The sequence below is a fragment of the Streptomyces sp. NBRC 110035 genome (genome assembly GCF_000829695.1).
Taxonomy (GTDB): Bacteria; Actinomycetota; Actinomycetes; order Streptomycetales; family Streptomycetaceae; genus Streptomyces.
On record NZ_BBNN01000028.1, the window covers coordinates 1 to 21,676 of the forward strand.

Consider the following 21,676-nt stretch of genomic DNA (forward strand, 5'->3'; position numbering starts at 1 on the left):
GGTTCGCGACCGCCACGCCGAAGACCGCCGACGGCGAGGCCGAGATGATCCGCCAACTCAAGATCGCCCATGACCAGGCCGTTGAACAGCGTGCGGCAGCGATGGTCACGATGAAGGCGATACTCGTCCATGCCCCGGACGCCCTGCGCCGGGAGACGGCCGGCAAGACTCAGGTCAGCCTGGCGCGGCACCTCGCGGCTCTGCGTCCTCGCCGTCTGGAAGGACCCGAGGACGCACTTCGCCACACCCTGCGGACGCTCGCCAAGCGGTGGCAGTACCTGGACGCCGAGGCCAAGGAACTGACGAAGATGATCGGCGACCTGGTCCAGCGGGTCGCCCCGCAGCTGCTCGAGCCCTTCGGTATCGGCGTGGACACGGCCGCGGAGATCCTCGTCGTGACCGGCGACAACCCCGAGCGGATCAAGTCCGAGGCCGCCCTCGCCAAGCTCGCGGGCATCGCTCCCGTCCCCACCGGCTCGGGCATGACCAGCGGCAGGCACCGCATCAACCACGGCGGTCACCGCCAGCTGAACGCCGCGATCTACCGGACCGTCATCGTCCGGATGCGGTTCCACCGGCCCACGATCGACTACGTCGCCCGCCGCACCGCCGAGGGCAGGACGAAACGGGAGATCATCCGATGCCTCAAGCGTTACGTCATCCGCGAGGTCTACCACCTGCTCCGACCCGCCCCAAGGACGGCCTCCGCGGCGAGTTGACAACTATAGGAGCGTCAACGCTCCCGCGGAGAACCTGTGGATGCTGATCAAAACGGAGTGCGTGCGCGGTCGGGTCTTCGCGACCAGGGCCGAGGCGAACCTCGCGCTCTTCGAGTACATCGACGGTTTCTACAACAACCGGCGCATTCGGGAACGGCTCGGCTGGCTCAGTCCGATCGAGTTCGAGGAGAAGCACTGCACCAAGCAGGCGACGGCCGAACCGACGAACCTGGACACCCGTCAACCCGCTCTGACCAGCTGATCAGCACCTCTCGCACAGCGGGGGAACCTCACATCGCCGCACACCTGTTGCTCATGGGCGTACACCGTGCCCGCCTGCTCGGGTACGGGCGCAAGGACCTGGTCCGGCTGGTCGACGCGACCGGCATCGAGTAGTGGGGGAGGTCCTCGGACCGGCACGCGGACCTCCCTGTGCTCGCGCACCGTGAGTCCGTTTCCGTAACCGGGCGAGTGTCTGGTCGGGCGCCCCGACGCGGCGCCCGGCCTGACAGTCAGCTCAGGGCCGAGGGTGGTGCCGAGGAGCGCGCCTCAGAAGGGCAGGGTCGGCGGGCCGGGGACGTACTCCGGGTCCACCTGGGCGGCCAGGTCCTCGCCGGTGCGGGCGTCGGCCCAGGAGCGGGCGTTGCGGAGGTGGAACTCCACGGCGTGGCGGTGGAGGCGGTCCCAGTCGCGGAGGTGGGAGTCCACGGCTCCGCGCATGACCGTCAGGGCGTGGCGGTTGTGCGGCTCGAGCCCGCTGAGGGGGTCCGACGCGGCCGGGGAGCCGGAAGCGGCCGGGGCGGTGGGCTGTGGCCGGCCCTGTTCCGCCGCCCGCACCCAGTCCGAGTGCACCAGGTGGGTCAGGAGGTCGTCGCCCACCTGTTCCTTGAGGAAGAGGAGGTCGTCCTCGCAGGTCACCTTGTTGCCGACGACCGCGACACGGATGCCGAACTCGCGGGCGTGGTGGCGGTACTGGTGGTAGACGGAGACGCCCTTGCGGGTGGGTTCGGCGACCAGGAGGGTGAGGTCGAACCGGGTGAACAGGCCGGAGGCGAAGGCGTCGGCGCCGGCGGTCATGTCGACCACCACGTACTCGCCGGGGCCGTCGATCAGATGGCCCAGGTACAGCTCCACCGCGCCCAGCTTGGAGTGGTAGCAGGCCACGCCCAGGTCGCTGTCGTCGAACTCGCCCGTGGCCATCAGCGGGACGCCGCCGACCCGGCAGACGTGCCGTGCGTGCAGTTCGTCGTCGCCGAGCAGGCTCAGGAGACGTGAACCGCGGCCGGGCGGGGTCGTCTTGATCATCGACTCGGTGGAGGTGATGCGGGGGTTGGCGCCGCGCAGGTACGCCTTGATGTCGTGCAGGCGCGGGCCCAGGGGAGGGGGCATCACCGGGGTGCCCCCGGCGGGGGCGAGCGCCTCGGCCAGGTGCTGGTTGATGTCGCCGTCGATGGCGAGCACCGGGGCGCCGTCGGCGGCCAGGTGACGGGAGAAGAGGGCCGACATCGTCGTCTTGCCGCTGCCGCCCTTGCCGACGAACGCGATCCTCATCGGCGCCCCACTCTTTTGAAAACGAATGTCATGTCGGTAGGTTCTAGGGGTGCCGTCGCGGCCGTGTCGCATTCCGCGGCGCGTGTCGCGGCTGTCCGCCGGGAGGTTCACCCGGATGATCGATTCCGGAGGCTTAATGCATATGATGCGCAAGTGCGTGACTACATCATCAGGACCGCGGGTCCGGCGGACCTCGACCGTGCGCGAGCCGTGATGCTCGACACCGTCTACCGCGACTTCGGCACCGGTTACGTGCCCCGGTGGCACGGCGACATCGTCGATCCGGCCGCCGCCTACCTCTCCTCGCCCCGCCACACCCTCCTCGTCGCCGTCGACCCCGAGGGCCCCGGCGACGGCGGGAGCGGTGCCGGGGACGTCGTCGCCACCGCCGCGCTCGACTCCCGCGGGCCCGCGCATCCGCCGAACCCGCGCGAACTCGCCGAGCGGTATCCCTCCGGCGAGACCGCGCAGGTGCGGCGCGTGTACGTCCGGCCGGACCACCGCAGGCGCGGGCTCGCCCGGCGCATGGTCGGCCACCTGCTCGGCTTCGCCGCGGCCGACGGCGGTTACCGGTCCGTGTACCTGCACACCGACCCGTCCGTCCCCGGCGCCGAGCCCTTCTGGCGGTCCCTCGCCAAGGTCGTGCACGATGAACGTGAGGACGCGGGCCGCGCCGGCGGCGTCCTCCACTTCGAGATCCCGATGGGACGGTGACCGGTGCGCCGGCTTCCTCCGCGGCTGCTCGCCGCCCTCGCCCTCACCCCGCTCCTGGCCGGCTGCTTCGCCTCCGCGGGTGAGGACTCCGCCGGCGGCGACGACGCCGGCGGCGGCTCCCGGCTGCGCGTCGCGCTCGCCTTCCCGCCCGCCGAGCAGCTCTCCCCGTACGGCGCCGACGCCACCCTCCTCAGCCGGCTCGGTGTCTCCGAGGGGCTGACCGCGATGGACGCCAACGGCGCCGCCGCGCCCGCGCTCGCCCAGTCCTGGCGTCAGGACGGCGACAGGAGCTGGGTGTTCACGCTGCGCGAGGCCCGGTTCCAGGACGGCACGGACGTCACCCCGGCCGCCGTCGCCGCCGCCCTCACCCACGCCGCCGAGGCCGAGCCGGTCCCCGGCGCCCTCACCGGCGTCACCCTGACCGCCGAACCCGACGGCGACCGGGCCGTCCGCGTCGGCACCGCCGAGCCCGACCCCATCCTGCCGCTGCGGCTCTCCAGCCCCAGCCTCGCCGTGTTCGCCGAGAAGGCCTACGGGAAGGGCGGGGACGCCCGGCGCGTCGACCCCGTCGGCACCGCCGCCGGACCCTTCGAACTCACCAAGGTCGACGGGGCCGCCTCCGCCACCCTCGACCGCTTCGACGACTACTGGGGCGGGCGCGCCCAGGCCTCCGGCATCGACGCCCGGTTCATCGCCGACGGCACCGCCCGCGCCAACGCCCTGCGCACCGGCGAACTGGACATCGCCGAAGCCGTACCCGTCGCCCAGGCCGCCACCCTCGACGCGGCCATGCGCCGCGACACCGCCACCACCCGCACCACCAGCCTGCTGCTCAACGCCGCCTCCGGCCCCTTCAAGGACCCGAAGCTGCGCGCCGCCGCCCGCGAGGCCCTCGACACCTCCACGCTCGCCGAAGGCGTGTACGAGGGGTACGCCGACCCCGGCGCCGGCGTCTACGGGCCCGCCGTGACCTGGGCCGACGGCAAACGCGGCAAGCCCACCGGACGAACCCGGGCGGCCGGTGGCGGCGACGGTGCCGCGATCACCCTCGCCACCTACGACAACCGGCCCGAGCTGCCCGAAGCCGCCCAGGTGCTGAAGCAGCAGCTGGAGAAGGCCGGGTTCGAGGTCGAGCTGGAGGTGCGGGAGTACTCGCGGCTCGAAACCGACGCGCTGGACGGGACGTTCGACGCGTTCGTCCTCGCCCGCAACACGATGCTGGACACCGGCGACCCCGTCGCCGTGCTCGCCGCCGACTACACCTGCGACGGCGCGAACAACATCGCCCAGCTCTGCGACAAGGACGTCGACCGGGCCGTCGCCGAGGCCGAGCGGACCGCCGACCCCGACGAGCGGCAGGACGCCGCCATGAAGGCCGAGGCTGCCGTCCTCGGCAGCGACGCGGTGCTGCCGCTGGTCCACCAGCGCATCATCACCGGCGTCGGTGCCTCGGCGCGCGGCGTGCTGTTCGACCCGTACGAGCGCACCCTCGTCGGTACGGGAACGCGGCGCTGACGATGCGACGGCAGGTGGCCGCACTCCTGTGGCGGGCCGTCCTCGCGGCCGTCCTGGTGTGCGGCATCGGCCTGCTGCCCTGGCTCGCGCGCACCGACCCGGCGCGCACCGTCCTCAAGGCCCGCTCCGCCGAGCGCGACGCCACCCCCGAGGTCCTGGCCGCCGTCCGCGCCCAGCTCGGACTCGACGCCGGGCCCGCACACCTGCTGGGGCAGTGGCTGAGCGGCCTGTGGCGCGGGGACGCGGGACGGTCGTGGATCTCCGGCAGCGAGGTCATGCCCGACGTGCTCCGGGCACTCGGCGCCTCCCTGCTGCTGATGACGGTGGCGCTCCTGGCCGCCGCCCTCACCGCCGCGCTGGTGTGCGCCCGGACGCTCCACCTCGGCGCGCGGCGACGGCTCGGCGGCCGGCGCGCCGCGGGCACCGGGTCCGCCGTGCTCGCCGCCCTGCCCGAGTTCCTCCTGGCGTCCGTCCTCGCCACCGTGGTCGCCGTGCAGTGGGGATGGCTGCCCGCCCTCGGCTGGTACGGACCCCGGTGGACGGTGCTCCCCGCCCTCGCCCTCGGCCTGCCCGCCGGGGCCGTCCTCGGCAGGCTCCTCGACGACCTGCTGCCCGGCGCCTTCGCCGAACCCTGGGCCCGGAGCGCCACCGCCCGGGGCATCCCCGGCCGGCGCGTCGCCCGCCAGGCGGTACGCCGTTGCCTGCCCGCGCTGCTGCCCAACCTCGGGCTGTTCGTCGTCGGGCTGACCGGCGGGGCCGTCGCCGTCGAGCAGGTCTTCGACATCCCGGGACTCGGCCGCACCACCCTCCAGGCCGCCCTCGCCCAGGACCTGCCCGTCCTCCAGGCGGGCACCCTCGCCCTGGTCCTGCTCGCGGCCCTTGTCACCCCCGCCTGCCGGCTCGCCGCCCGGCTGCTCACCGGACCCGCCCTGCGCGACGGCGCCCTGTCGACACTGCACCGGCAGCCGCCACCGGCCCGTCGCGTCCAGCCCTTCGCCCACGGCGCCGTCCTGGCCACTGTCGTCGTCCTCGGGCTGGCCCGCGACCCGCTCGCGCTCGACACCGCACAACGGCTTCAACCCCCTTCCCTCACCCATCCGTTCGGCACCGACGCCCTCGGCCGGGACATGCTCGCCCGCGTCGGGCACGGCGCCTTCGACACCCTGCTGCTCGCCCTCGGGATCAGCGCGGCGACCCTGTGCATCGGCGTCCTGCTCGGGCTGGTACCCCGGTTGTCCGGGGCCCTCGTCGACACGGTCAACGCCGTACCGCCGGTGCTCGCCGCGCTCCTCGTCACCGCCGCCGTGGGCAGCGGCACCACCACACCCGCGCTCGCCGTGACCGCCGTCGGCTGGACCGCGCTCGCCGCGCACACCTCCGCGCTGCTGCTCCAGGAACGCGCCACCCAGCACCTCGCCGCCACCAAGGGCCTGGGCGCCGGCCGCCGGTATCTGCTGTGGCGCCACCTGCTCCCCGCCGTACTGCCGCCCGTCGTCCGCCACGCCCTGCTGCGACTGCCCGGCATCGCCCTCGCCCTCGCCTCCCTCGGCTTCCTCGGGCTCGGCGCCCAGCCGCCGTCCCCGGAATGGGGCCTGCTCCTCGCCGAGAACCAGCCCTACGCCGAACGCGCGCCCTGGGCCGTCCTCGCCCCGGCCGCAGCCCTCGCCCTGCTCGGCGCCCTCTCGGTGACGGCGGCGGGCGGACCGGGACGGCCGGGTCGGGAGAGGGGACGAGGGCGGGGAACACGTGGGGCGTCCGGGCCGGAACGGCCGGAAGGGCTGGAGGGGCCGGCCTCGGCCGGCAAGCCCGACGGCACGCAGGACGGGGACCGGCTGGTGGAGGCACGATGACGTTCCCGGCCTCCCTGGGCTCCCGCAGGACCGGCGCGGAAGGCAGCCGCCGCCCCCGACTCTCCCTGCTGCTGCGGCTGCTGATCCTCACCCAGCTCGCCTTCAACCTCGGCTTCTACGCCGTCCTGCCCTTCCTCGCCGCCCATCTGGGCCAGGCCATGGGCATGGCGGGGTGGCTGGTCGGACTGGTGCTGGGGCTCAGGACGTTCAGCCAGCAGGGGCTGTTCGTGGTCGGCGGGGCCCTGGCCGACCGGTACGGCATCCGGCCCGTGGTTCTCGCGGGCTGCGCCCTCCGGATCGCCGGGTTCGTGTGGCTCGGGTACGCCGGGCGGACCTGGGCGGTGATCGGCGCGGTGCTGCTGATCGGCTTCGCCGCCGCCCTGTTCTCACCGGCCGTCGAGTCCGAGGTGGCCCGCCAGGCCGTCGTGTGGGAGGAGGAGAGCGGCCAGGCCCGCACCCGCGTCCTCGCGCTGTTCACCGTGGCCGGACAGGCGGGGGCGTTCGTGGGGCCGCTGCTCGGCGCCCTCCTGCTGGCCGTGGACTTCCGCACCGCGTGTCTCGCGGGCGCCGGGGTCTTCGTCCTCGTCCTCGCCGGACACGCCCGGCTGCTGCCCCAGCGCATACCGGGCCGGAAGCGGACGCCGGTCCGGGGCGGGCCGCGGCTGGTCCTGCGCAACCGGCCCTTCCTCGCCCTGTGCTGCGCGTACGGCGCCTTCCTGCTCGCCTACAACCAGATGTATCTCGCGCTGCCCGCCGAGGTGGAGCGCGTCACCGGCTCGCAGACGTCGCTGGCCTGGCTGTTCGCGGTGTCCTCGCTGCTGGTGGTGACCACCCAGCTGCCCGTGACCCGCTGGGCGGGCAGACGGCTGACGACGCGCCGGTCCATGGCGGCCGGTCTGCTGCTGATCGCGGCCGGGTTCGCGGTGGTGGCGGGGACGGCTGCGACGACGCGGCCCACGGGGTGGCCGGGAGCTGCCGCACTGGCGCCGGTGACCGGGTTCGTTGTCCTGCTCACCTTCGGCCAGATGCTGGTCGCGCCCGTGGCCCGTGCCTGGGTCCCCGATCTCGCCGAGGACGGCCGGCTCGGCCTTTACACCGGGGCGCTGTCCTCCGTCTCCGGACTCATCGTCCTGGCCGGCAGCTCGGCCACCGGAGTCCTGCTCGACGCGGGGCTGCCCCCCGCGGTGCCCTGGCTGGTCCTGGCCGGCGTCACGGCGGCGGCGGTGGGGCTGCTGCCCCGGCGCGGGTGACGGACGGGACACCTCACGCCCGCTCGGTCCTCCCCGGCTCCACGGTGTCCGTCGTCGACGCGGTGAGGGGCCCGCTCCCCGTTGAGGCATGCTGTACGCATGAGTTCCGAAGCCGTAGCCCAACTGCACGAAGTGCGTGAGCTGTTGGCGTCCTTCCAGGGGCCGTCCAGTATCCGCCGGGCCGCCGAACTGGAAGGGGCAGCCGAGCAGGTCGCCTCCTGCGCCGCGGACCTGGTCGACGTCAAGGTCCCCCGCGACCTCCAGCTCCGGCTCGCCTTCGCTGTCAGAGCTCTCCGGGACGCTCGGAAAGCGGCGCGTGCCCACCGCCGCAACCCACTGACCCGCCCGCTCTCCCAGGCCCGCTTCGCGCTGAACACGGGCAAGGCGGACGGCTGGATCCACGGAGCTCTGGAGATCCTGGACCCCGAGAACACACCCCCGTCCCCCTACGACGCGGACGAGGCGAACATCGGGTGACCGAACGCCTGGTAACAACCGTTGGGCAACGAACGCCGGGCAAGAGCCGTTGGGCAACGGCCAGCAGGCAACGAACGCCGGGCAAGAGCCGTTGGGCAACGGCCAGCAGGCAACGAACGCCGGGTAACGGCCATCGGGCAAGGACCGTTGGGTAACGGTCGCCGGGCAGCCAGCCACAGGGCCCGCGCCGGTCACCGTGGCCGACGTCCGGACGTCACCGCGCGACGAGTTCCCGCATCGGCCGCTCGACGGGGGCGGGCCGCACCCGCGAGGTCCGCCACAGCCACAGCACGTCCCGGCCGAACGACCACACCAGCAGCCCCAGTGCCAGCGCCGCCACCCCCACGTTGACCAGGTGCGGCAGCAGGTTCGCGCCCGCCACCAGCAGGAGGACGCCCTGGAGCGCGGCCACCGTCTTGCGGGCCGTGCTCGGTGGCAGCGCGGCGTTCAGCCACGGCCACACCCGGGCCGCCGCGACGAAGACGTACCGCATACCGCCGATCAGCAGCACCCAGGGCCCCATCGCCATGGACACGTACACGCTGAGCACCAGGATGAGGAACGCGTCCACCTCCATGTCGAAGCGGGCGCCCAGCGGCGTCGACGTGCCGGTCCTGCGCGCCACCTTGCCGTCCACCCCGTCGAGGATGAGGGCCACGGCGGTCAGGCCGACGAAGAGACTGACGGGCGGTGAGTCCTGGAAGGAGTCGGCGACCAGCGCGGTCACCCCACCGACCAGGATCGCCCGGCCGAGCGTGACCCGGTTGGCCGCGCCGAACGAGCGCAGCCGGGACCGGTGCAGGGCCCGGGAGAGCACCGCCCACGTGGCGATCGCGAACGCGAGGCCGGTCAGCCAGCCCGCAGGGCCCATGCCGATCGCCGTACCGAGCAGCACCAGCAGCAGGACCTGTACACCCGCCCCCACGGCGGTTTCCTGCTGTACGAGCCGTGCGTCGTAACTGTTGTTCAGGGCCACCGAACACCCTCCGGCCGTGTGACAGAGTCGATCAACGCCGCTACCTTGTGCGCGGCCTGTGCACCCCTCGGTACGCGTGCAACGTGACGATCGTTCAGGAGGAATTCGATGAACCACGCCGCTCATGCGTTCTGGCTCGACTCGCCCGGCCGAGGTGAAATCCGTGAAGTCCCCCTGCCCGGACCGGGTGAGGACGAGGTCCTGGTGCGCTCGCTGTACTCCGCAGTGAGCCGGGGCACGGAGACCCTCGTCTTCCGCGGCCAGGTGCCCGCGAGCCAGCACGCCGCGATGCGCGCGCCGTTCCAGGAGGGCGACTTCCCGGGACCGGTGAAGTACGGCTACCTCAACGTGGGCGTGGTGGAGGAAGGACCCGAAACGCTCGTCGGACGGACGGTCTTCTGCCTCTACCCGCACCAGACCCGCTACGTCGTCCCGGCGGGCGCGGTGACACCCGTGCCCGACACCGTGCCCGCCCGACGGGCCGTGCTCGCCGGCACGGTGGAGACCGCCGTCAACGCCCTGTGGGACGCGGCACCGCTGATCGGCGACCGGATCGCCGTCGTCGGCGGCGGCATGGTCGGCAGTTCGGTCGCCGCGCTGCTGGCCCGCTTCCCGGGCGTACGGGTCCAGCTCGTCGACACCGACCCCGCGCGCGCCGAAACCGCCGAGGCCCTCGGCGTCGGGTTCGCGCTGCCCGGCGACGCCCTCGGCGGCTGCGACCTGGTCGTACACGCCAGCGCCACCGAACAGGGGCTCACCCGCTCCCTGGAACTCCTCTCCGCCGAGGGCACGGTGATCGAACTGAGCTGGTACGGCGACCGGAAGGTGAGCCTTCCGCTGGGCGAGGCCTTCCACTCACGGCGGCTCGCCATCCGCAGCAGCCAGGTCGGTACCGTCTCCCCGGCCCGCCCCGGCCGCAGCTACGCCGACCGGCTGGCCCTCGCCCTCGACCTGCTGGCCGACCCGGCCCTGGACGCGCTCATCACCGGCGAGTCCGGGTTCACGGAGCTGCCCGCCCTCATGCCCCGCCTCGCCTCCGGTGAGCTTCCGGCCCTGTGCCACCTCGTACGCTACGGCGAGGTCGCAGCCTGACCTGAGAAAAGACGTGCCTGACGCTGAACGCCGGGAGGCGTCCGGCCGTACTACCCGGCATCCCCGGCGGCGATCAGCCGGGGAGCAGACGCGCCGCACCTGGAGGGTCGTCCGTTGTTCAGCATCACCGTCCGCGATCACATCATGATCGCCCACAGCTTTCACGGCGAGGTCTTCGGACCGGCCCAGCGCCTGCACGGGGCCACGTTCCTCGTGGACGCCACGTTCCGGCGCGAACAGTTGGACGAGGACAACATCGTCGTCGACATCGGCCTGGCGACGCAGGAACTCGGGGCCGTCGTCGGCGAGCTGAACTACCGCAACCTCGACAACGAACCCGACTTCGCGGGGGCCAACACCTCCACGGAGTACCTGGCCAAGATCATCGCCGACCGGCTCGCCGAGCGCATCCACAAGGGCGCGCTGGGCGAGGGGGCCAGGGGCATCGCACAGCTCGCGGTCACCCTGCACGAGTCGCACATCGCCTGGGCGAGTTACGAGCGTGCGCTGTGACCGACACGAGCGTCGACACCGCCCTCGACACCGCCCTCGACGCGACGATCCACGTCACCGGCAGGACCACGGACAAGGCCACCGGCAACGCCTTCGAGCGGGCCCGCCTGGACTACGTACCGCAGCAGTCCGCCGCCCAGACCGCCCCCCAGGCCGCCGCCCAGGCCTCCGCTCGACGGAACGGCGGGATCATCCCCATGTCCCTGCGCCGTGTGCACTTCCTGATGCCGGGGGGCGTCGACGACCCGTCGGTGCCCAGCGGAGGCAACGCGTACGACCGGCGCGTGTGCCTGGACCTGCCCGGATTCGGCTGGCAGGTGGAGCGCCACGCCGTGCCCGGTGACTGGCCCCGCCCGGACGCCGCCGCCCGCGGCGCGCTCGCCCGCACCCTGCGCGAACTGCCGGACGGCAGCGCCGTCATGCTGGACGGGCTGGTCGCCTGCGGGGTCCCCGAGATCGTCGTCCCGGAGGCCCAGCGGCTGCGCATGGCCGTCCTCGTCCACCTCCCGCTCGGCGACGAGACCGGGCTCGACCCGGCCCTCGCCGCCGACCTGGACGCCCGCGAACGTACGGTGCTGCGCGCGGTGCCCGCCGTGATCGGCACCAGCGACTGGGCGGTACGCCGGCTGGTCTCCCACCACGGCCTCGCGCCCGACCGCGTCCACGTCGCCGCCCCCGGCGCCGACATCGCGCCCCTCGCCTCCGGCACCGACGGCGTCTCCCGGCTGCTCTGCGTCGCCGCCGTCACCCCGCGCAAGGGACAGCACCGGCTGGTGGAGGCGCTGGCGGCGGTGTCCGACCTGCCGTGGAGCTGCGCCCTGGTCGGCGGGCTCACCCACGACCCCGAGTACGTCACCCGTCTGCGCCACCTGATCCGCGAGCACGGCCTCCAGGACCGGCTGGAACTGACGGGACCGAAGGCCGGCGCCGACCTCGACGCCACTTACGCCGCCGCCGACCTGATGGTCCTCACCTCGTACGCCGAGACGTACGGCATGGCGGTCACCGAGGCGCTGGCGCGGGGCATCCCGGTGCTGGCCACCGACGTCGGCGGGCTGCCCGAGGCCGTCGGCCGCGCCCCCGACGGCGGGGTGCCCGGCATCCTCGTCCCGCCGGAGAACCCCTCCGCCATCGCCCTCGAACTGCGCGGCTGGTTCGGCGAGGCGGACGTCCGCCGCCGGCTGAAGGCGGCCGCGCGCGGCCGGCGTGCCGCGCTGGGCGGCTGGGCGAGCACCGCACAGAGCCTGGCGACGGTACTGCGCCGGCTTCCTGCCGAACCCCGGAGGGCCGCATGACCAACCAGGTGACGACACAGCAGACCGGTACCGGCACGAGTGCGGCTACGGATGCGGGTGGCACCGGCGCGATCCCGGCCCAGCCCGGCCCCCGGTACGAGGACGCCCACTCCGTCATCCCCGGTGCCGGACCCGCGCCGCGCCCCGGGGAGCGGGCCACCCTCCGGCTGCGCGGGACGGACAGCGACACCGCCCCCGAGGCGGACGAACCCGCCCGCTACGCGCCCGAGTGGCTCCAGCTGCGCGAGCCCGCCGACGCCTTCGCGCGGGCCCACGACCTGCTCGACCCGCTGCGCGTCAGGCTCGCCAACCTGCCGAAACGGGCCGACGGGTTCATCATCCACGACATCGGCTGCGGCACCGGCTCCATGGGCCGTTGGCTCGCGCCCCGCCTGGACGGCGCCCAGCACTGGGTCCTGCACGACCGGGACCCCTACCTCCTGCACTTCGCCGCCGTCGCCTCCCCGCGGTCCGCCGCCGACGGCAGCCGCGTCAGCGTGGAGACCCGGCGCGGCGACGTCGCCCGGCTCACCGCGGACGTGCTGTCCGGCGCCTCCCTGGTGACGGCGTCCGCACTCCTCGACGTCCTCACCCGCGAGGACGTCGACGCCCTCGCCGCCGCCTGCGCCGGAGCCGGCTGCCCGGCGCTGCTCACGCTGTCGGTGGCCGGACGCGTCGAACTGACCGCGCCGCACCCGCTCGACCGGGAGATCACCGAGGCGTTCAACGCCCACCAGAAGCGGGGCGGACTGCTCGGCCCGGACGCGGCCACCGCCGCCGCGGAGGCCTTCTCCGAGCACGGGGCGACCGTACGGCTCAACCCGAGCCCCTGGCGGCTCGGCCCCGAGCACGCCGGGCTGACCGCCCAGTGGCTGCGGGGCTGGGTGGGCGCGGCGGTCGAGGAACGCCCCGAACTGGCCGAGCCCGCGGGCCGTTACCTGACCGAGCGTCTGGAGGCCTGCGCCGCGGGCGACCTGCGGGTCGTCGTCCACCACACCGACCTGCTCGCTCTGTGCCGGCCGGCGGGCGGCGTCGCGTGACCGCCAGGGCGGTGGAGACACCGGTCCTGGGCCTGCCGGTTCCGCAGACGTCCCCGTCGCGCCCCGCACGCCCCGGCCCCGGTCCCCGCCCCGGCCCCGGCGCCGAACCTCGTCCCAGTCCCGGCCCCGATGCCGAACCTCGTCCTCGTCCTGGTCCCGGCCCCGGTGCCGAACCTCGTCCCGGTCCTGGTCCCCGTTCCGGTCCTGGTTCCGGTGGCGGCACCGCCACCGCCACCGGTCCCTGCGCCCTCCTCGCCCGGCTCAACACCCCCGCAGTACGCACCCGCCTCGGCACCCTCGCCGGCGTCGTCATCCTCGCCGTGCTGCTGTGGCGCCTGGGCACCGGTGCCCTCGTCGACGGACTGCGCCGGATCGACGGGCCGTCCCTGCTGGCGGCGCTCGGGATCGGGCTGGTGACCACGGTGTTCAGCGCCTGGCGCTGGGCGCTGGTGGCCCGCGGCCTGCGCATCCGGCTGCCGCTCGCCCCGGCGGTCGCCGACTACTACCGCGCCCTGTTCCTGAACGCGGCCCTGCCCGGAGGCGTCCTCGGCGACGTCCACCGCGCGGTACGGCACGGACAGAGCACCGGCGACCTGGGCCGCGGAGTGCGGTCCGTGGTCCTGGAGCGGACCGCCGGACAGCTCGCGCTGTTCGCCGCCGGTGCCGTGATGCTGCTGACCATGCCCTCCCCGGTCCGCGACGACCTCCGGCAGGCGGCACCCATGGCGGGCCTCGCCGCACTGGGCGCCTGCGCCGTCGTCCTCGCCCTGCGCATGAACCGGCCGGGGCCCTCCCGCCGGGACCGGGCACTGCGGTCGGCGCTCGCCGAAGCACGCCAGGGACTGCTGTCCCGGCGCAACGGGCCGGGCGTCCTCGTCTCCTCCGTCGTGGTCCTGACCGGATACCTGGCGATGTTCGTCCTCGCCGCCCGCGTCGCCGGGGTCGGCGCGGCGGTGACCGAGCTGCTGCCCCTGGCCGTCCTGGCGCTGCTCGCCATGTCGCTGCCGCTGAACGTCGGCGGCTGGGGACCCCGCGAGGGCGTCGCCGCCTGGGCGTTCGGCGCCGCGGGGCTGGGCGCCGGCCGCGGCCTGACCGTCGCCGTGGTCTACGGGGTGCTCAGCCTCGCGGCGAGCCTGCCCGGCGTGATCGTGCTCGTCGCCCGCTGGTACGCAGGCCTGCGCGCCGACCGCCGGACGGCCGCCACCACCGCGACCGCACCCGCCTCCGACGCGCAGGACATCCCGGACTACGCGCCGCTGCCGCCACCGGAGGCCGGGCCCCGGGTGGAGTCGGAGGTGAGCATCGAGAAATACGCGCCGAAGGAATCCACGAGGCTCACCAGGATTTCCCTGCCCTTTTCGGCCGAACCCAGCGAAGGACGGCCGATGACACCGGAATCGGTATAGGCGGACATTCCCAGCGTGAGCAACCGGCGCCGGTCGTCGGCGACGTGATCGGAGGTCTCATAACCGGGTCGGAGCAGTTCGGGACGAGTGTGCAGAAGGACGGAGGTCTCTATTTCCCCCGCGTGCATGTCGGTGAGCAGTGAGGTTTCCACGCCGGCGTGCCGGAGCGCGGTCTCCCAGTCCTCCGGGGCGGGGAACAGCGCCATGCGCTCACCGCGGGCGGAGGATTCCTGAACGACGTTGCCGAGCACGTAGTTCCCGCCGTGTCCGTTGACCACCACCAGGGTGTCCACACCGGACCGGCGCAGCGAGTCGGCGATGTCCCGTACCACCGCGTGAAGGGTCACGGAGGAGATGGAGACGGTCCCCGGCCAGGCCGCGTGCTCGTGCGAGCAGCCGATCGTCACCGGAGGCAGGAGATGCACCGGATACGCATCGGCGATCTCCCGCGCGACGGCGCACGCCACCAGCGTGTCGGTCGCCAGCGGCAGGAACGGACCGTGCTGCTCGAAACTCCCGACGGGAAGCACCGCGATCTGCCGTGAGACGTCGGCGCCCCGCTTCCGTACATCTTCTGTAGTATCCGCCGGCAACAGACCGTGGACCGGGCCGTATGCCGCCGACCGCTTTGGTGAACCACTCATGTCCTCACGGCCTTTCGTCTCTGCTTAGGAACTCGAGAATCATGACAGAAAACATAGGCGTACTCGGCAAGAAGTCCCCGCAGCGGACCGGAGTGGAGCGCGTCGTGAATGCGCCGCTGCCCACCGTGTACGGAAAGTTCCAGGCGGTCGGCTACCTGGACCACGACCGCGGTGACGAACAAGTCGCCCTGGTCTACGGCGACATCGGCACGGACCGGGTCCTCACCCGGCTGCACTCGGAATGCCTGACCGGGGACGCGTTCGGCTCCCAGCACTGCGAGTGCGGCGACCAGCTCGCCGCCGCGCTGCGCGCCGTCGCCGCCGAAGGAGCGGGTGTGGTCGTCTACCTGAGAGGGCACGAGGGCCGCGGCATCGGCCTGCTGGCGAAGCTGCGCGCGATGGCCCTGCAGGCGGAGGGACTGGACACCGTCGAGGCGAACCTCGCCCTCGGCCTGCCGGTGGACGCCCGTGACTACGGCGTCGCCGCCGGTATGCTCCAGGACCTGGGCGTGGAGTCGGTCCGGCTGATGTCCAACAACCCGCGCAAACGCGACGCGTTGCAGCGGCACGGCATCCAGGTCACCGAGCAGGTACCGCTGTTGATCCCGCCGTGCGAGAGCAACATCACCTACCTGCGCACCAAGCGGGAACGCCTCGACCACAACCTGCCCCACCTCGACGCGGTGGCGCACTGGTCCTGAGGGCGTCCCCGGCCGGACGGCGGAGGGCTCAGCCGGTGACGGCCTCGTGCGCGAGCCGCCTGAGGTCCCGGAAGACCGTGTGGGAGGACCTGGGCCGCACCTGCGTGTAGAACTGCACGGTCAGGTCGCGGCCCGGGTCGACCCAGAACGCCGTGGTGGCGACCCCCGTCCAGCCGTACGTGCCGAGGCCGGACGGGGTCTGCGTACGGGACGGGTCGACGACGACGGAGACGCCGAGGCCGAAGCCGATCCCCTCGTTGCCGGGATCGTCATGGGCCGGGCGGCTGCCGACGGCGCGCAGATCGGCGCCACCGGGAAGGTGGTTGCGGGTCATCAGGTCCACGGTCCGCGGAGCGAGCAACCGGACCCCGTCCACCTCGCCCCGCCGACGCAGCAGTTCCGTGAACCGGTGCATGTCGTGGGCCGAGGCCACCATGCCCCCGCTGCCGGACAGGAACCGCGGCCGCCCGTGCAGCGGCAGCCCGGCGACGGGCCCGATGCCGCCCCCGCCCCCACCGCTGCCGTCGTCGCCGGAGCCGTCCGTCTCCCCGTACAACTCCGCCAGCCGCGGGGCCTGTTCGTCGGAGACCTGGAACCCGGCGTCCGTCATCCCCAGTGGGCCGAAGATCCGCTCGGAGAAGAACACGTCGAGCGGCTGCCCGGACACCACCTCGACGATCCGCCCCAGCACGTTGGAGGCGACCGAGTAGTTCCACTGCGTCCCCGGGTCGAACTGCAGCGGCAGCCGGGCGTACGCGTCGACCGTCCCCGCCAGGTCCGTTCCCGGCGCCACCGACGAGTCGAGCCCCGCCGCGCGGTACAGCGCGTCCACCGGATGGGCGTGGTAGAAGGCGAACGTCAGCCCGGCGGTGTGGGACATCAGATGCCGTACGAGCAGGGGACCCGCGGCAGGACGCGTCCGTATCCCGTCGCCGGAGCCGCTCTCGTACACGCGGGGCTCGGCGAACGCCGGCAGGTGACGGCCGACCGGGTCGTCCAGGGACAGCCGGCCCTCCTCGACCAGGGTCAGCGCGGCCACGGCCGTCACCGGTTTCGTCATCGAGTAGATCCGCCACAGGGTGTCGCTCTCCACCGGCAGCCCGGCCGCGACGTCCCGCCGCCCGTACGCCGTGAGGTGGGCGATCCGCCCGCCCCGGGCGACGGACACCAGGAACCCGGGCAGCCGTCCCTCGTCGACCTCGCGCGCGAAGTACCGGTCCATCCGGTCCAGCGCCTTCGCGTCCAGACCGGTCTCCTCCGGGTCGGCCTCCTGCCGCAGCAGTCCCATGGCACTCCTTCGATCAACCTGACGAGCCGATTCTCGGAATACCCCGCCCGGACCGGGTCAGACCTCACCGCGCACGGGAACACACCGGCGAACCCGGCCGGGGAACACCCGAGCCGGTGCGCTCCGTCGAACCCGATATGACACAGGACACACAGCGGGCCCTGCTGGAGCTGATCGGCGACGAGGACGGCGGGGTGCTCGTCACCCTGAAGCAGGACGGACGGCCCCAGCTGTCGAACGTCCATCACGCCCACTGCCCCGGCGAGCGGATGATCCGTGTCTCGGTCACGGACGGCCCCGCCGTCCCCACCGGCTTCGCCTTCGCCGAACGCGTCGCCGCCGTCGCCGACGGGGAGACGGAGACGTACCGCGAGCGCCCTCAGCGGTGGCGGCCGAGCAGCCGACGAACAGGCCCTGTGCGGGCCGGGCCGCGGTGCCGTGTCGCGGCTCGGGTCACGGCCGGGTGTTCCACTCCTCGACCACCGGACTGCCGTGCTCCAGCGACAGCCGGCTCAACGTGCCCGTCTCCAGCCGGAACAGCCGTCCGTCCGCGGGCGGCAGACCCAGCCGGCGTGCCGTCAGGACGCGCAGCAGGTGGCCGTGCGCCACGAGCATCACGTCGCCCGCCTCGAGCGCCCCGGCCACCCGGGACAGCACCCGGTCGGCCCGTGCGCCGACCTGCCCGGGAGACTCGCCGGGGAACTCGGGGCCGGGCGGCACCCCGTCGGTCCACAGGTCCCAGCCGGGCCGGGTGCGGCGGATGTCGGCGGTGGTGACGCCCTCGTAGCCGCCGTAGTCCCACTCCCGCAGGTCCGGCTCCGGCGACGCGTGTGCCAGCCCCGCCAGTTCGGCGGTGCGCCGGGCGCGGACCAGCGGGCTGGTGAGCACGAGGGCGAAGGAACGGCCCGCGAGCAGCGGGGCCAGCGCCCTGGCCTGCGCCTCGCCGTCCCGCGTCAGGGGCAGGTCGCTGCGGCCGGTGTGCCGCCCCGACCTGCTCCACTCCGTCTCACCGTGCCGCGCGAGCAGCAGATCGCCCACGGCCGCTACACCTCGTCCGGGCTTCCCGGCTCTGCCCGGACCTCCCCGGCGACCCGGCTTCCCCCGCCCTCCGGGCTTCCGTGACCGCCCTGGTCGGGCCGGTCCGTCGAGGTGCCCGCGGACGCGACCGCGTGCCCGCCGAACTGCCTGCGCAGCGCCGCGACCATCTTCATCTGCGGCGAGTCCTCCTGCCGGGAGGAGAACCGGGCGAACAGGGAGGCCGTGATCGCGGGAAGCGGTACCGCGTTGTCGAGGGCCGCCTCCACGGTCCAGCGGCCCTCACCCGAGTCCTCGGCACAGCCGCGCAGCTTCTCCAGGTGGGCGTCCTCGTCGAGGGCGTCGACCGCGAGGTCGAGGAGCCAGGAACGGATGACCGTGCCGTCCTGCCAGGAGCGGAACACCTCGCGGACGTTGTCCACCGAGTCGACCTTCTCGAGCAGCTCCCAGCCCTCGGCGTAGGCCTGCATCATGGCGTACTCGATGCCGTTGTGGACCATCTTCGCGAAGTGCCCGGCGCCGACCCGGCCGGCGTGGACGTAGCCGTACGGGCCCTCCGGCTTGAGCGCGTCGAAGATCGGCTTCAGGCGCTCCACGTGCTCCTCGTCACCGCCGACCATGAGCGCGTAGCCGTTCTCCAGCCCCCACACACCGCCCGAGACACCCGCGTCGACGAAGCCGATGCCCCGGGCGCCCAGCTCCTTGGCGTGCTTCTCGTCCTCCGTCCAGCGGGAGTTGCCGCCGTCGACGACGGTGTCACCCGGCTTGAGCAGGCTCCCCAACTGGTCGATGACGTGCTGGGTGACGGCGCCGGCCGGGACCATCACCCAGACCGCGCGCGGCCCGTCGAGCCGGTCGACGAGGTCGGACAGATGGGCGACGTCCGAGAGGTCGGGACGGGTGTCGTAGCCGACGACGGTGTGCCCGGCGGCGCGGATGCGCTCGCGCATGTTGCCGCCCATCCTGCCGAGACCAACAAGACCGATCTGCATGTCAGTTCACTTCCCGATGTCGTGGTGGGGCGGCCCACCGGGGCGGCGGGTCGGTGCGGACGTGTCACCCGTGTCAGGCATGAGGGGCGGGGGAGCAGGGAGTCTCAGGCAGGGGCGGTGGCCTCCTCGGCACTCTCGCCGCGCAGGGCGACGGCGTACATCTCGTCCGCGTCGAGCCGCCGGAGCTCCTCGGCGATCAGCTCGGACAGGGGGCGGACCTTCAGCGCGAGCCGCCGCGACGGCTGCCCGGGCAGCGACAGCGTGGCCATCGGGCCCTCCGGCCGGTCGATGACGATCTCGCCGTCCGCCGTGCCCAGCCGCACCCCCGTGACCACCGGGCCGGCCGTCTCCACGCGCTCGACCGGCACCTTCAGCCGGGCCTCCAGCCAGCGCGCCAGCAGCTCCGCGCTGGGGTTGTCGGCCTCGCTCTCCACGGCCGCCGACGTCACCGTCAGCCGGGCCTGGTCCAGGGCGGCGGCCAGCATCGAACGCCAGGGCGTGATCCGGGTCCAGGCCAGGTCGGTGTCCCCCGGCGCGTAGGTGCGCCTCCGGGCCGACAGGACCTCCAGGGGGGCGTCCACCGTGTACAGGTCGGTGACCCTGCGCTGGCCGAGCGCGCCGAGCGGGTCCTTCGAGGGGTGCTCGGGAGCGTCCGCCGGCCACCACACGACCACCGGGGCGTCGGGCAGCAGCAGCGGCAGCACCACGGAGTCGGCGTGGTCGGACACCTCGCCGTAGGTCCGCAGGACGACCGTCTCGCCCGTACCGGCCTCCGAACCGACCCGCACCTCGGCGTCCAGCCGCGGACGGGTGCGCTCGCGCGGAGTGCGGGCGTGCCGCTTGATGACGACCAGCATGCGCGAGGGGTGCTCGTGCGAGGCCTCCTCGGCGGCCCTGATCGAGTCGTAGGCGTTCTCCTCGTCCGTGACGACCACCATCGTCAGGACCATGCCCACCGCCGGGGTGCCGATGGCGCGGCGGCCCCGCACCAGCGCCTTGTTGACATCACTTGCCGTGGTGTCGGTCAGATCGATCTTCATGGCCTGCGCCAGCTCCGTCCGTCTCGTGCGAGCATCTCGTCGGCTTCCGCGGGCCCCCAGCCGCCCGAGGCGTACCGGGCCGGTCTGCCGTGGGACGCCCAGTACTCCTCGACCGGATCGAGGATCCTCCAGGACTCTTCCACTTCCTGATGCCGGGGGAACAGGTTGGCGTCCCCGAGGAGGACGTCGAGGATGAGCCGTTCGTACGCCTCCGGGCTGGACTGGGTGAACGACTCGCCGTAGGCGAAGTCCATCGTCACGTCCCGGATCTCCATCGAGGTGCCGGGCACCTTCGAGCCGAACCGCACCGTCATGCCCTCGTCCGGCTGGACGCGGATGACGACGGCGTTCGCCCCGAGCTCCTCGGTGGCCATGGAGTCGAAGGGGGAGTGCGGTGCCCGCTGGAAGACGACCGCGATCTCGGTGACCCGGCGGCCCAGCCGCTTGCCGGTGCGCAGGTAGAAGGGGACGCCCGCCCAGCGGCGGTTGTCGACGCCCAGCCTGATCGCCGCGTACGTGTCGGTGGTGGAGCCCGCGTCGATGCCGTCCTCCTCCGTGTAGCCCGGCACCCGCCTGCCCCCCTGCCAGGCTCCCTCGTACTGCCCGCGCACGGTGTGCCGGCCCAGGTCCTCGGGTAGCCGCACGGCCCGGAGCACCTTCAGTTTCTCGGTGAGCAACGACGCCGCGTCGAAGGAGGCCGGCTCCTCCATCGCGGTCAGCGCCATCAGCTGGAGCAGGTGGTTCTGGATGACGTCGCGGGCGGCGCCGATGCCGTCGTAGTAGCCGGCCCGGCCGCCGATGCCGATGTCCTCGGCCATGGTGATCTGCACGTGGTCGACGAAGGACCGGTTCCAGATCGGCTCGAACATCGTGTTCGCGAAGCGCAGGGCCAGGATGTTCTGGACGGTCTCCTTGCCCAGGTAGTGGTCGATCCGGAAGACCTGGTCCGGGGCGAACACCTCGTGCACGACCGCGTTGAGCTCCTCGGCCGACCTCAGGTCACGGCCGAACGGCTTCTCGATCACCGCGCGCCGCCAGGAACCCGCGGGATCGTCGGCCAGCCCGTGCTTCTTCAGTTGCCGGACCACTTTCGGGAAGAACTTCGGCGGTACGGAGAGATAGAAGGCGTAGTTGCCGCTGGTGCCTCGGGAAATGTTCAACTCATCGACAGCCAAGCGCAGTTGCTCGAACGCCGTGTCGTCGTCGAAGTCGCCCGGCACGAACCGCATGCCCTCGGTGAGCTGCTGCCAGACCTCCTCGCGGAACGGTGTGCGGGCGTGCTCCCTGACCGCGTCGTGCACCACCTGCGCGAAGTCCTGGTCCGCCCAGTCCCGGCGGGCGAAACCGACCAGCGAGAAGCCCGGTGGCAGCAGCCCCCGGTTGGCGAGGTCGTACACCGCCGGCATCAGCTTCTTGCGCGACAGGTCGCCCGTCACCCCGAAGATGACCAGACCGGACGGGCCGGCGACGTGCGGGAGACGGCGGTCGCGCGGGTCACGCAGGGGGTTGGACCAACCGGCGTCGGCCCGGGCCGGCTCCCCGGCCGACTCGATCTCCTCGATCTCCTCGGTCATTCCG

General features: G+C 73.2%; 20 protein-coding genes and 2 pseudogenes. 14 read left to right on the top strand and 8 right to left on the bottom strand.

The genetic code is table 11. From position 1 onward, the window contains the following. Positions 1 to 719: transposase (locus TU30_RS18480; RefSeq protein WP_042171468.1), on the top strand; the 719-nt coding region annotated here is incomplete at its 5' end. Positions 720 to 759: 40 nt separating this feature from the next. After that, entirely contained in the window at positions 760 to 981 is a 222-nt protein-coding gene (locus TU30_RS32930) for an IS3 family transposase (RefSeq protein WP_052479855.1), read from the top strand. A gap of 287 nt (positions 982 to 1,268) precedes the next feature. Here TU30_RS32930 and TU30_RS18490 read toward each other — a convergent pair whose 3' ends face one another. Then, positions 1,269 to 2,270 (bottom strand): ATP-binding protein, encoded by a 1,002-nt coding sequence (locus TU30_RS18490; protein WP_042171470.1) that lies wholly within the window; start codon positions 2,268 to 2,270, stop codon positions 1,269 to 1,271. Positions 2,271 to 2,423: 153 nt separating this feature from the next. Here TU30_RS18490 and TU30_RS18495 point away from each other — a divergent pair, with 153 nt between their 5' ends. The 5 genes from TU30_RS18495 to TU30_RS18515 all read left to right on the top strand — a co-directional run bounded on the left by TU30_RS18495 (position 2,424) and on the right by TU30_RS18515 (position 8,076). Next, a complete protein-coding gene (locus TU30_RS18495; RefSeq protein WP_042171472.1) occupies positions 2,424 to 2,984 on the top strand; it encodes a GNAT family N-acetyltransferase in 561 nt (186 codons plus the stop codon). Between the two features lie 3 nt (positions 2,985 to 2,987). After that, the gene (locus tag TU30_RS18500) at positions 2,988 to 4,499 is read left to right on the top strand and encodes an ABC transporter substrate-binding protein (protein WP_042171474.1); all 1,512 of its coding nucleotides are present in this window, start codon (positions 2,988 to 2,990) and stop codon (positions 4,497 to 4,499) included. 2 nt (positions 4,500 to 4,501) lie between these two features. After that, complete coding sequence (locus tag TU30_RS18505; protein ID WP_052479856.1) at positions 4,502 to 6,349, top strand: ABC transporter permease subunit; 1,848 nt, start codon at positions 4,502 to 4,504, stop codon at positions 6,347 to 6,349. Beyond that, positions 6,346 to 7,599, top strand: a complete 1,254-nt coding sequence (locus TU30_RS18510; protein ID WP_078878352.1) for an MFS transporter — start codon at positions 6,346 to 6,348, stop codon at positions 7,597 to 7,599. The genes TU30_RS18505 and TU30_RS18510 overlap by 4 nt, the downstream gene beginning before the upstream one ends. 99 nt (positions 7,600 to 7,698) lie before the next feature. Beyond that, complete coding sequence (locus TU30_RS18515; protein ID WP_141713811.1) at positions 7,699 to 8,076, top strand: hypothetical protein; 378 nt, start codon at positions 7,699 to 7,701, stop codon at positions 8,074 to 8,076. A gap of 214 nt (positions 8,077 to 8,290) precedes the next feature. Here TU30_RS18515 and TU30_RS18520 read toward each other — a convergent pair whose 3' ends face one another. Then, complete coding sequence (locus tag TU30_RS18520; protein ID WP_042171476.1) at positions 8,291 to 9,052, bottom strand: CDP-alcohol phosphatidyltransferase family protein; 762 nt, start codon at positions 9,050 to 9,052, stop codon at positions 8,291 to 8,293. 108 nt (positions 9,053 to 9,160) lie between these two features. Here TU30_RS18520 and TU30_RS18525 point away from each other — a divergent pair, with 108 nt between their 5' ends. The 5 genes from TU30_RS18525 to TU30_RS37385 all read left to right on the top strand — a co-directional run bounded on the left by TU30_RS18525 (position 9,161) and on the right by TU30_RS37385 (position 14,398). Continuing rightward, positions 9,161 to 10,144 (top strand): zinc-binding alcohol dehydrogenase, encoded by a 984-nt coding sequence (locus TU30_RS18525; protein ID WP_042171478.1) that lies wholly within the window; start codon positions 9,161 to 9,163, stop codon positions 10,142 to 10,144. A 114-nt stretch (positions 10,145 to 10,258) separates the two neighbouring features. Further along, positions 10,259 to 10,657, top strand: coding sequence for a 6-carboxytetrahydropterin synthase (locus tag TU30_RS18530; RefSeq protein ID WP_042171480.1), 399 nt, complete (start codon positions 10,259 to 10,261; stop codon positions 10,655 to 10,657). 47 nt (positions 10,658 to 10,704) lie between these two features. Continuing rightward, on the top strand, positions 10,705 to 11,952 hold the full coding sequence (locus TU30_RS18535; protein WP_370626674.1) for a glycosyltransferase family 4 protein: 1,248 nt from the start codon (positions 10,705 to 10,707) through the stop codon (positions 11,950 to 11,952). Continuing rightward, positions 11,949 to 12,992 (top strand): class I SAM-dependent methyltransferase, encoded by a 1,044-nt coding sequence (locus tag TU30_RS18540; protein WP_234307906.1) that lies wholly within the window; start codon positions 11,949 to 11,951, stop codon positions 12,990 to 12,992. The genes TU30_RS18535 and TU30_RS18540 overlap by 4 nt, the downstream gene beginning before the upstream one ends. Then, positions 12,989 to 14,398, top strand: coding sequence for a lysylphosphatidylglycerol synthase transmembrane domain-containing protein (locus TU30_RS37385; protein WP_158719337.1), 1,410 nt, complete (start codon positions 12,989 to 12,991; stop codon positions 14,396 to 14,398). The genes TU30_RS18540 and TU30_RS37385 overlap by 4 nt, the downstream gene beginning before the upstream one ends. Here the strand turns inward: TU30_RS37385 and TU30_RS34255 are convergent. Then, positions 14,371 to 15,042, bottom strand: a pseudogene (locus tag TU30_RS34255) (creatininase family protein); the annotation flags it as partial. The gene TU30_RS37385 and the pseudogene TU30_RS34255 overlap by 28 nt on opposite strands. A 41-nt stretch (positions 15,043 to 15,083) precedes the next feature. On the opposite strand from TU30_RS34255, the gene ribA reads away from it, so the two are divergent. Then, positions 15,084 to 15,743 (top strand): GTP cyclohydrolase II, encoded by a 660-nt coding sequence (gene ribA, locus TU30_RS18550; protein WP_042171482.1) that lies wholly within the window; start codon positions 15,084 to 15,086, stop codon positions 15,741 to 15,743. 28 nt (positions 15,744 to 15,771) lie between these two features. Here ribA and TU30_RS18555 read toward each other — a convergent pair whose 3' ends face one another. After that, positions 15,772 to 17,031: a serine hydrolase gene (locus TU30_RS18555; protein ID WP_042171484.1), complete on the bottom strand. Its 1,260-nt coding sequence runs from the start codon at positions 17,029 to 17,031 to the stop codon at positions 15,772 to 15,774. A gap of 137 nt (positions 17,032 to 17,168) precedes the next feature. Here TU30_RS18555 and TU30_RS37390 point away from each other — a divergent pair. Continuing rightward, positions 17,169 to 17,333 (top strand): annotated as a pseudogene (locus tag TU30_RS37390) (PPOX class F420-dependent enzyme); the annotation flags it as partial. Between the two features lie 151 nt (positions 17,334 to 17,484). On the opposite strand, the gene TU30_RS18560 reads toward TU30_RS37390, so the two are convergent. From TU30_RS18560 to zwf, 4 genes are all read right to left on the bottom strand, one after another. Next, the gene (locus TU30_RS18560) at positions 17,485 to 18,069 is read right to left on the bottom strand and encodes a histidine phosphatase family protein (protein ID WP_042171485.1); all 585 of its coding nucleotides are present in this window, start codon (positions 18,067 to 18,069) and stop codon (positions 17,485 to 17,487) included. 5 nt (positions 18,070 to 18,074) lie between these two features. Then, positions 18,075 to 19,058, bottom strand: a complete 984-nt coding sequence (gene gnd / locus TU30_RS18565) for a phosphogluconate dehydrogenase (NAD(+)-dependent, decarboxylating) (RefSeq protein ID WP_107068496.1) — start codon at positions 19,056 to 19,058, stop codon at positions 18,075 to 18,077. Positions 19,059 to 19,162: 104 nt separating this feature from the next. After that, on the bottom strand, positions 19,163 to 20,098 hold the full coding sequence (opcA, locus tag TU30_RS18570) for a glucose-6-phosphate dehydrogenase assembly protein OpcA (protein ID WP_042171487.1): 936 nt from the start codon (positions 20,096 to 20,098) through the stop codon (positions 19,163 to 19,165). Then, positions 20,095 to 21,672 (bottom strand): glucose-6-phosphate dehydrogenase, encoded by a 1,578-nt coding sequence (zwf, locus tag TU30_RS18575; RefSeq protein ID WP_042171489.1) that lies wholly within the window; start codon positions 21,670 to 21,672, stop codon positions 20,095 to 20,097. The genes opcA and zwf overlap by 4 nt, the downstream gene beginning before the upstream one ends. Positions 21,673 to 21,676: the final 4 nt, after the last annotated feature.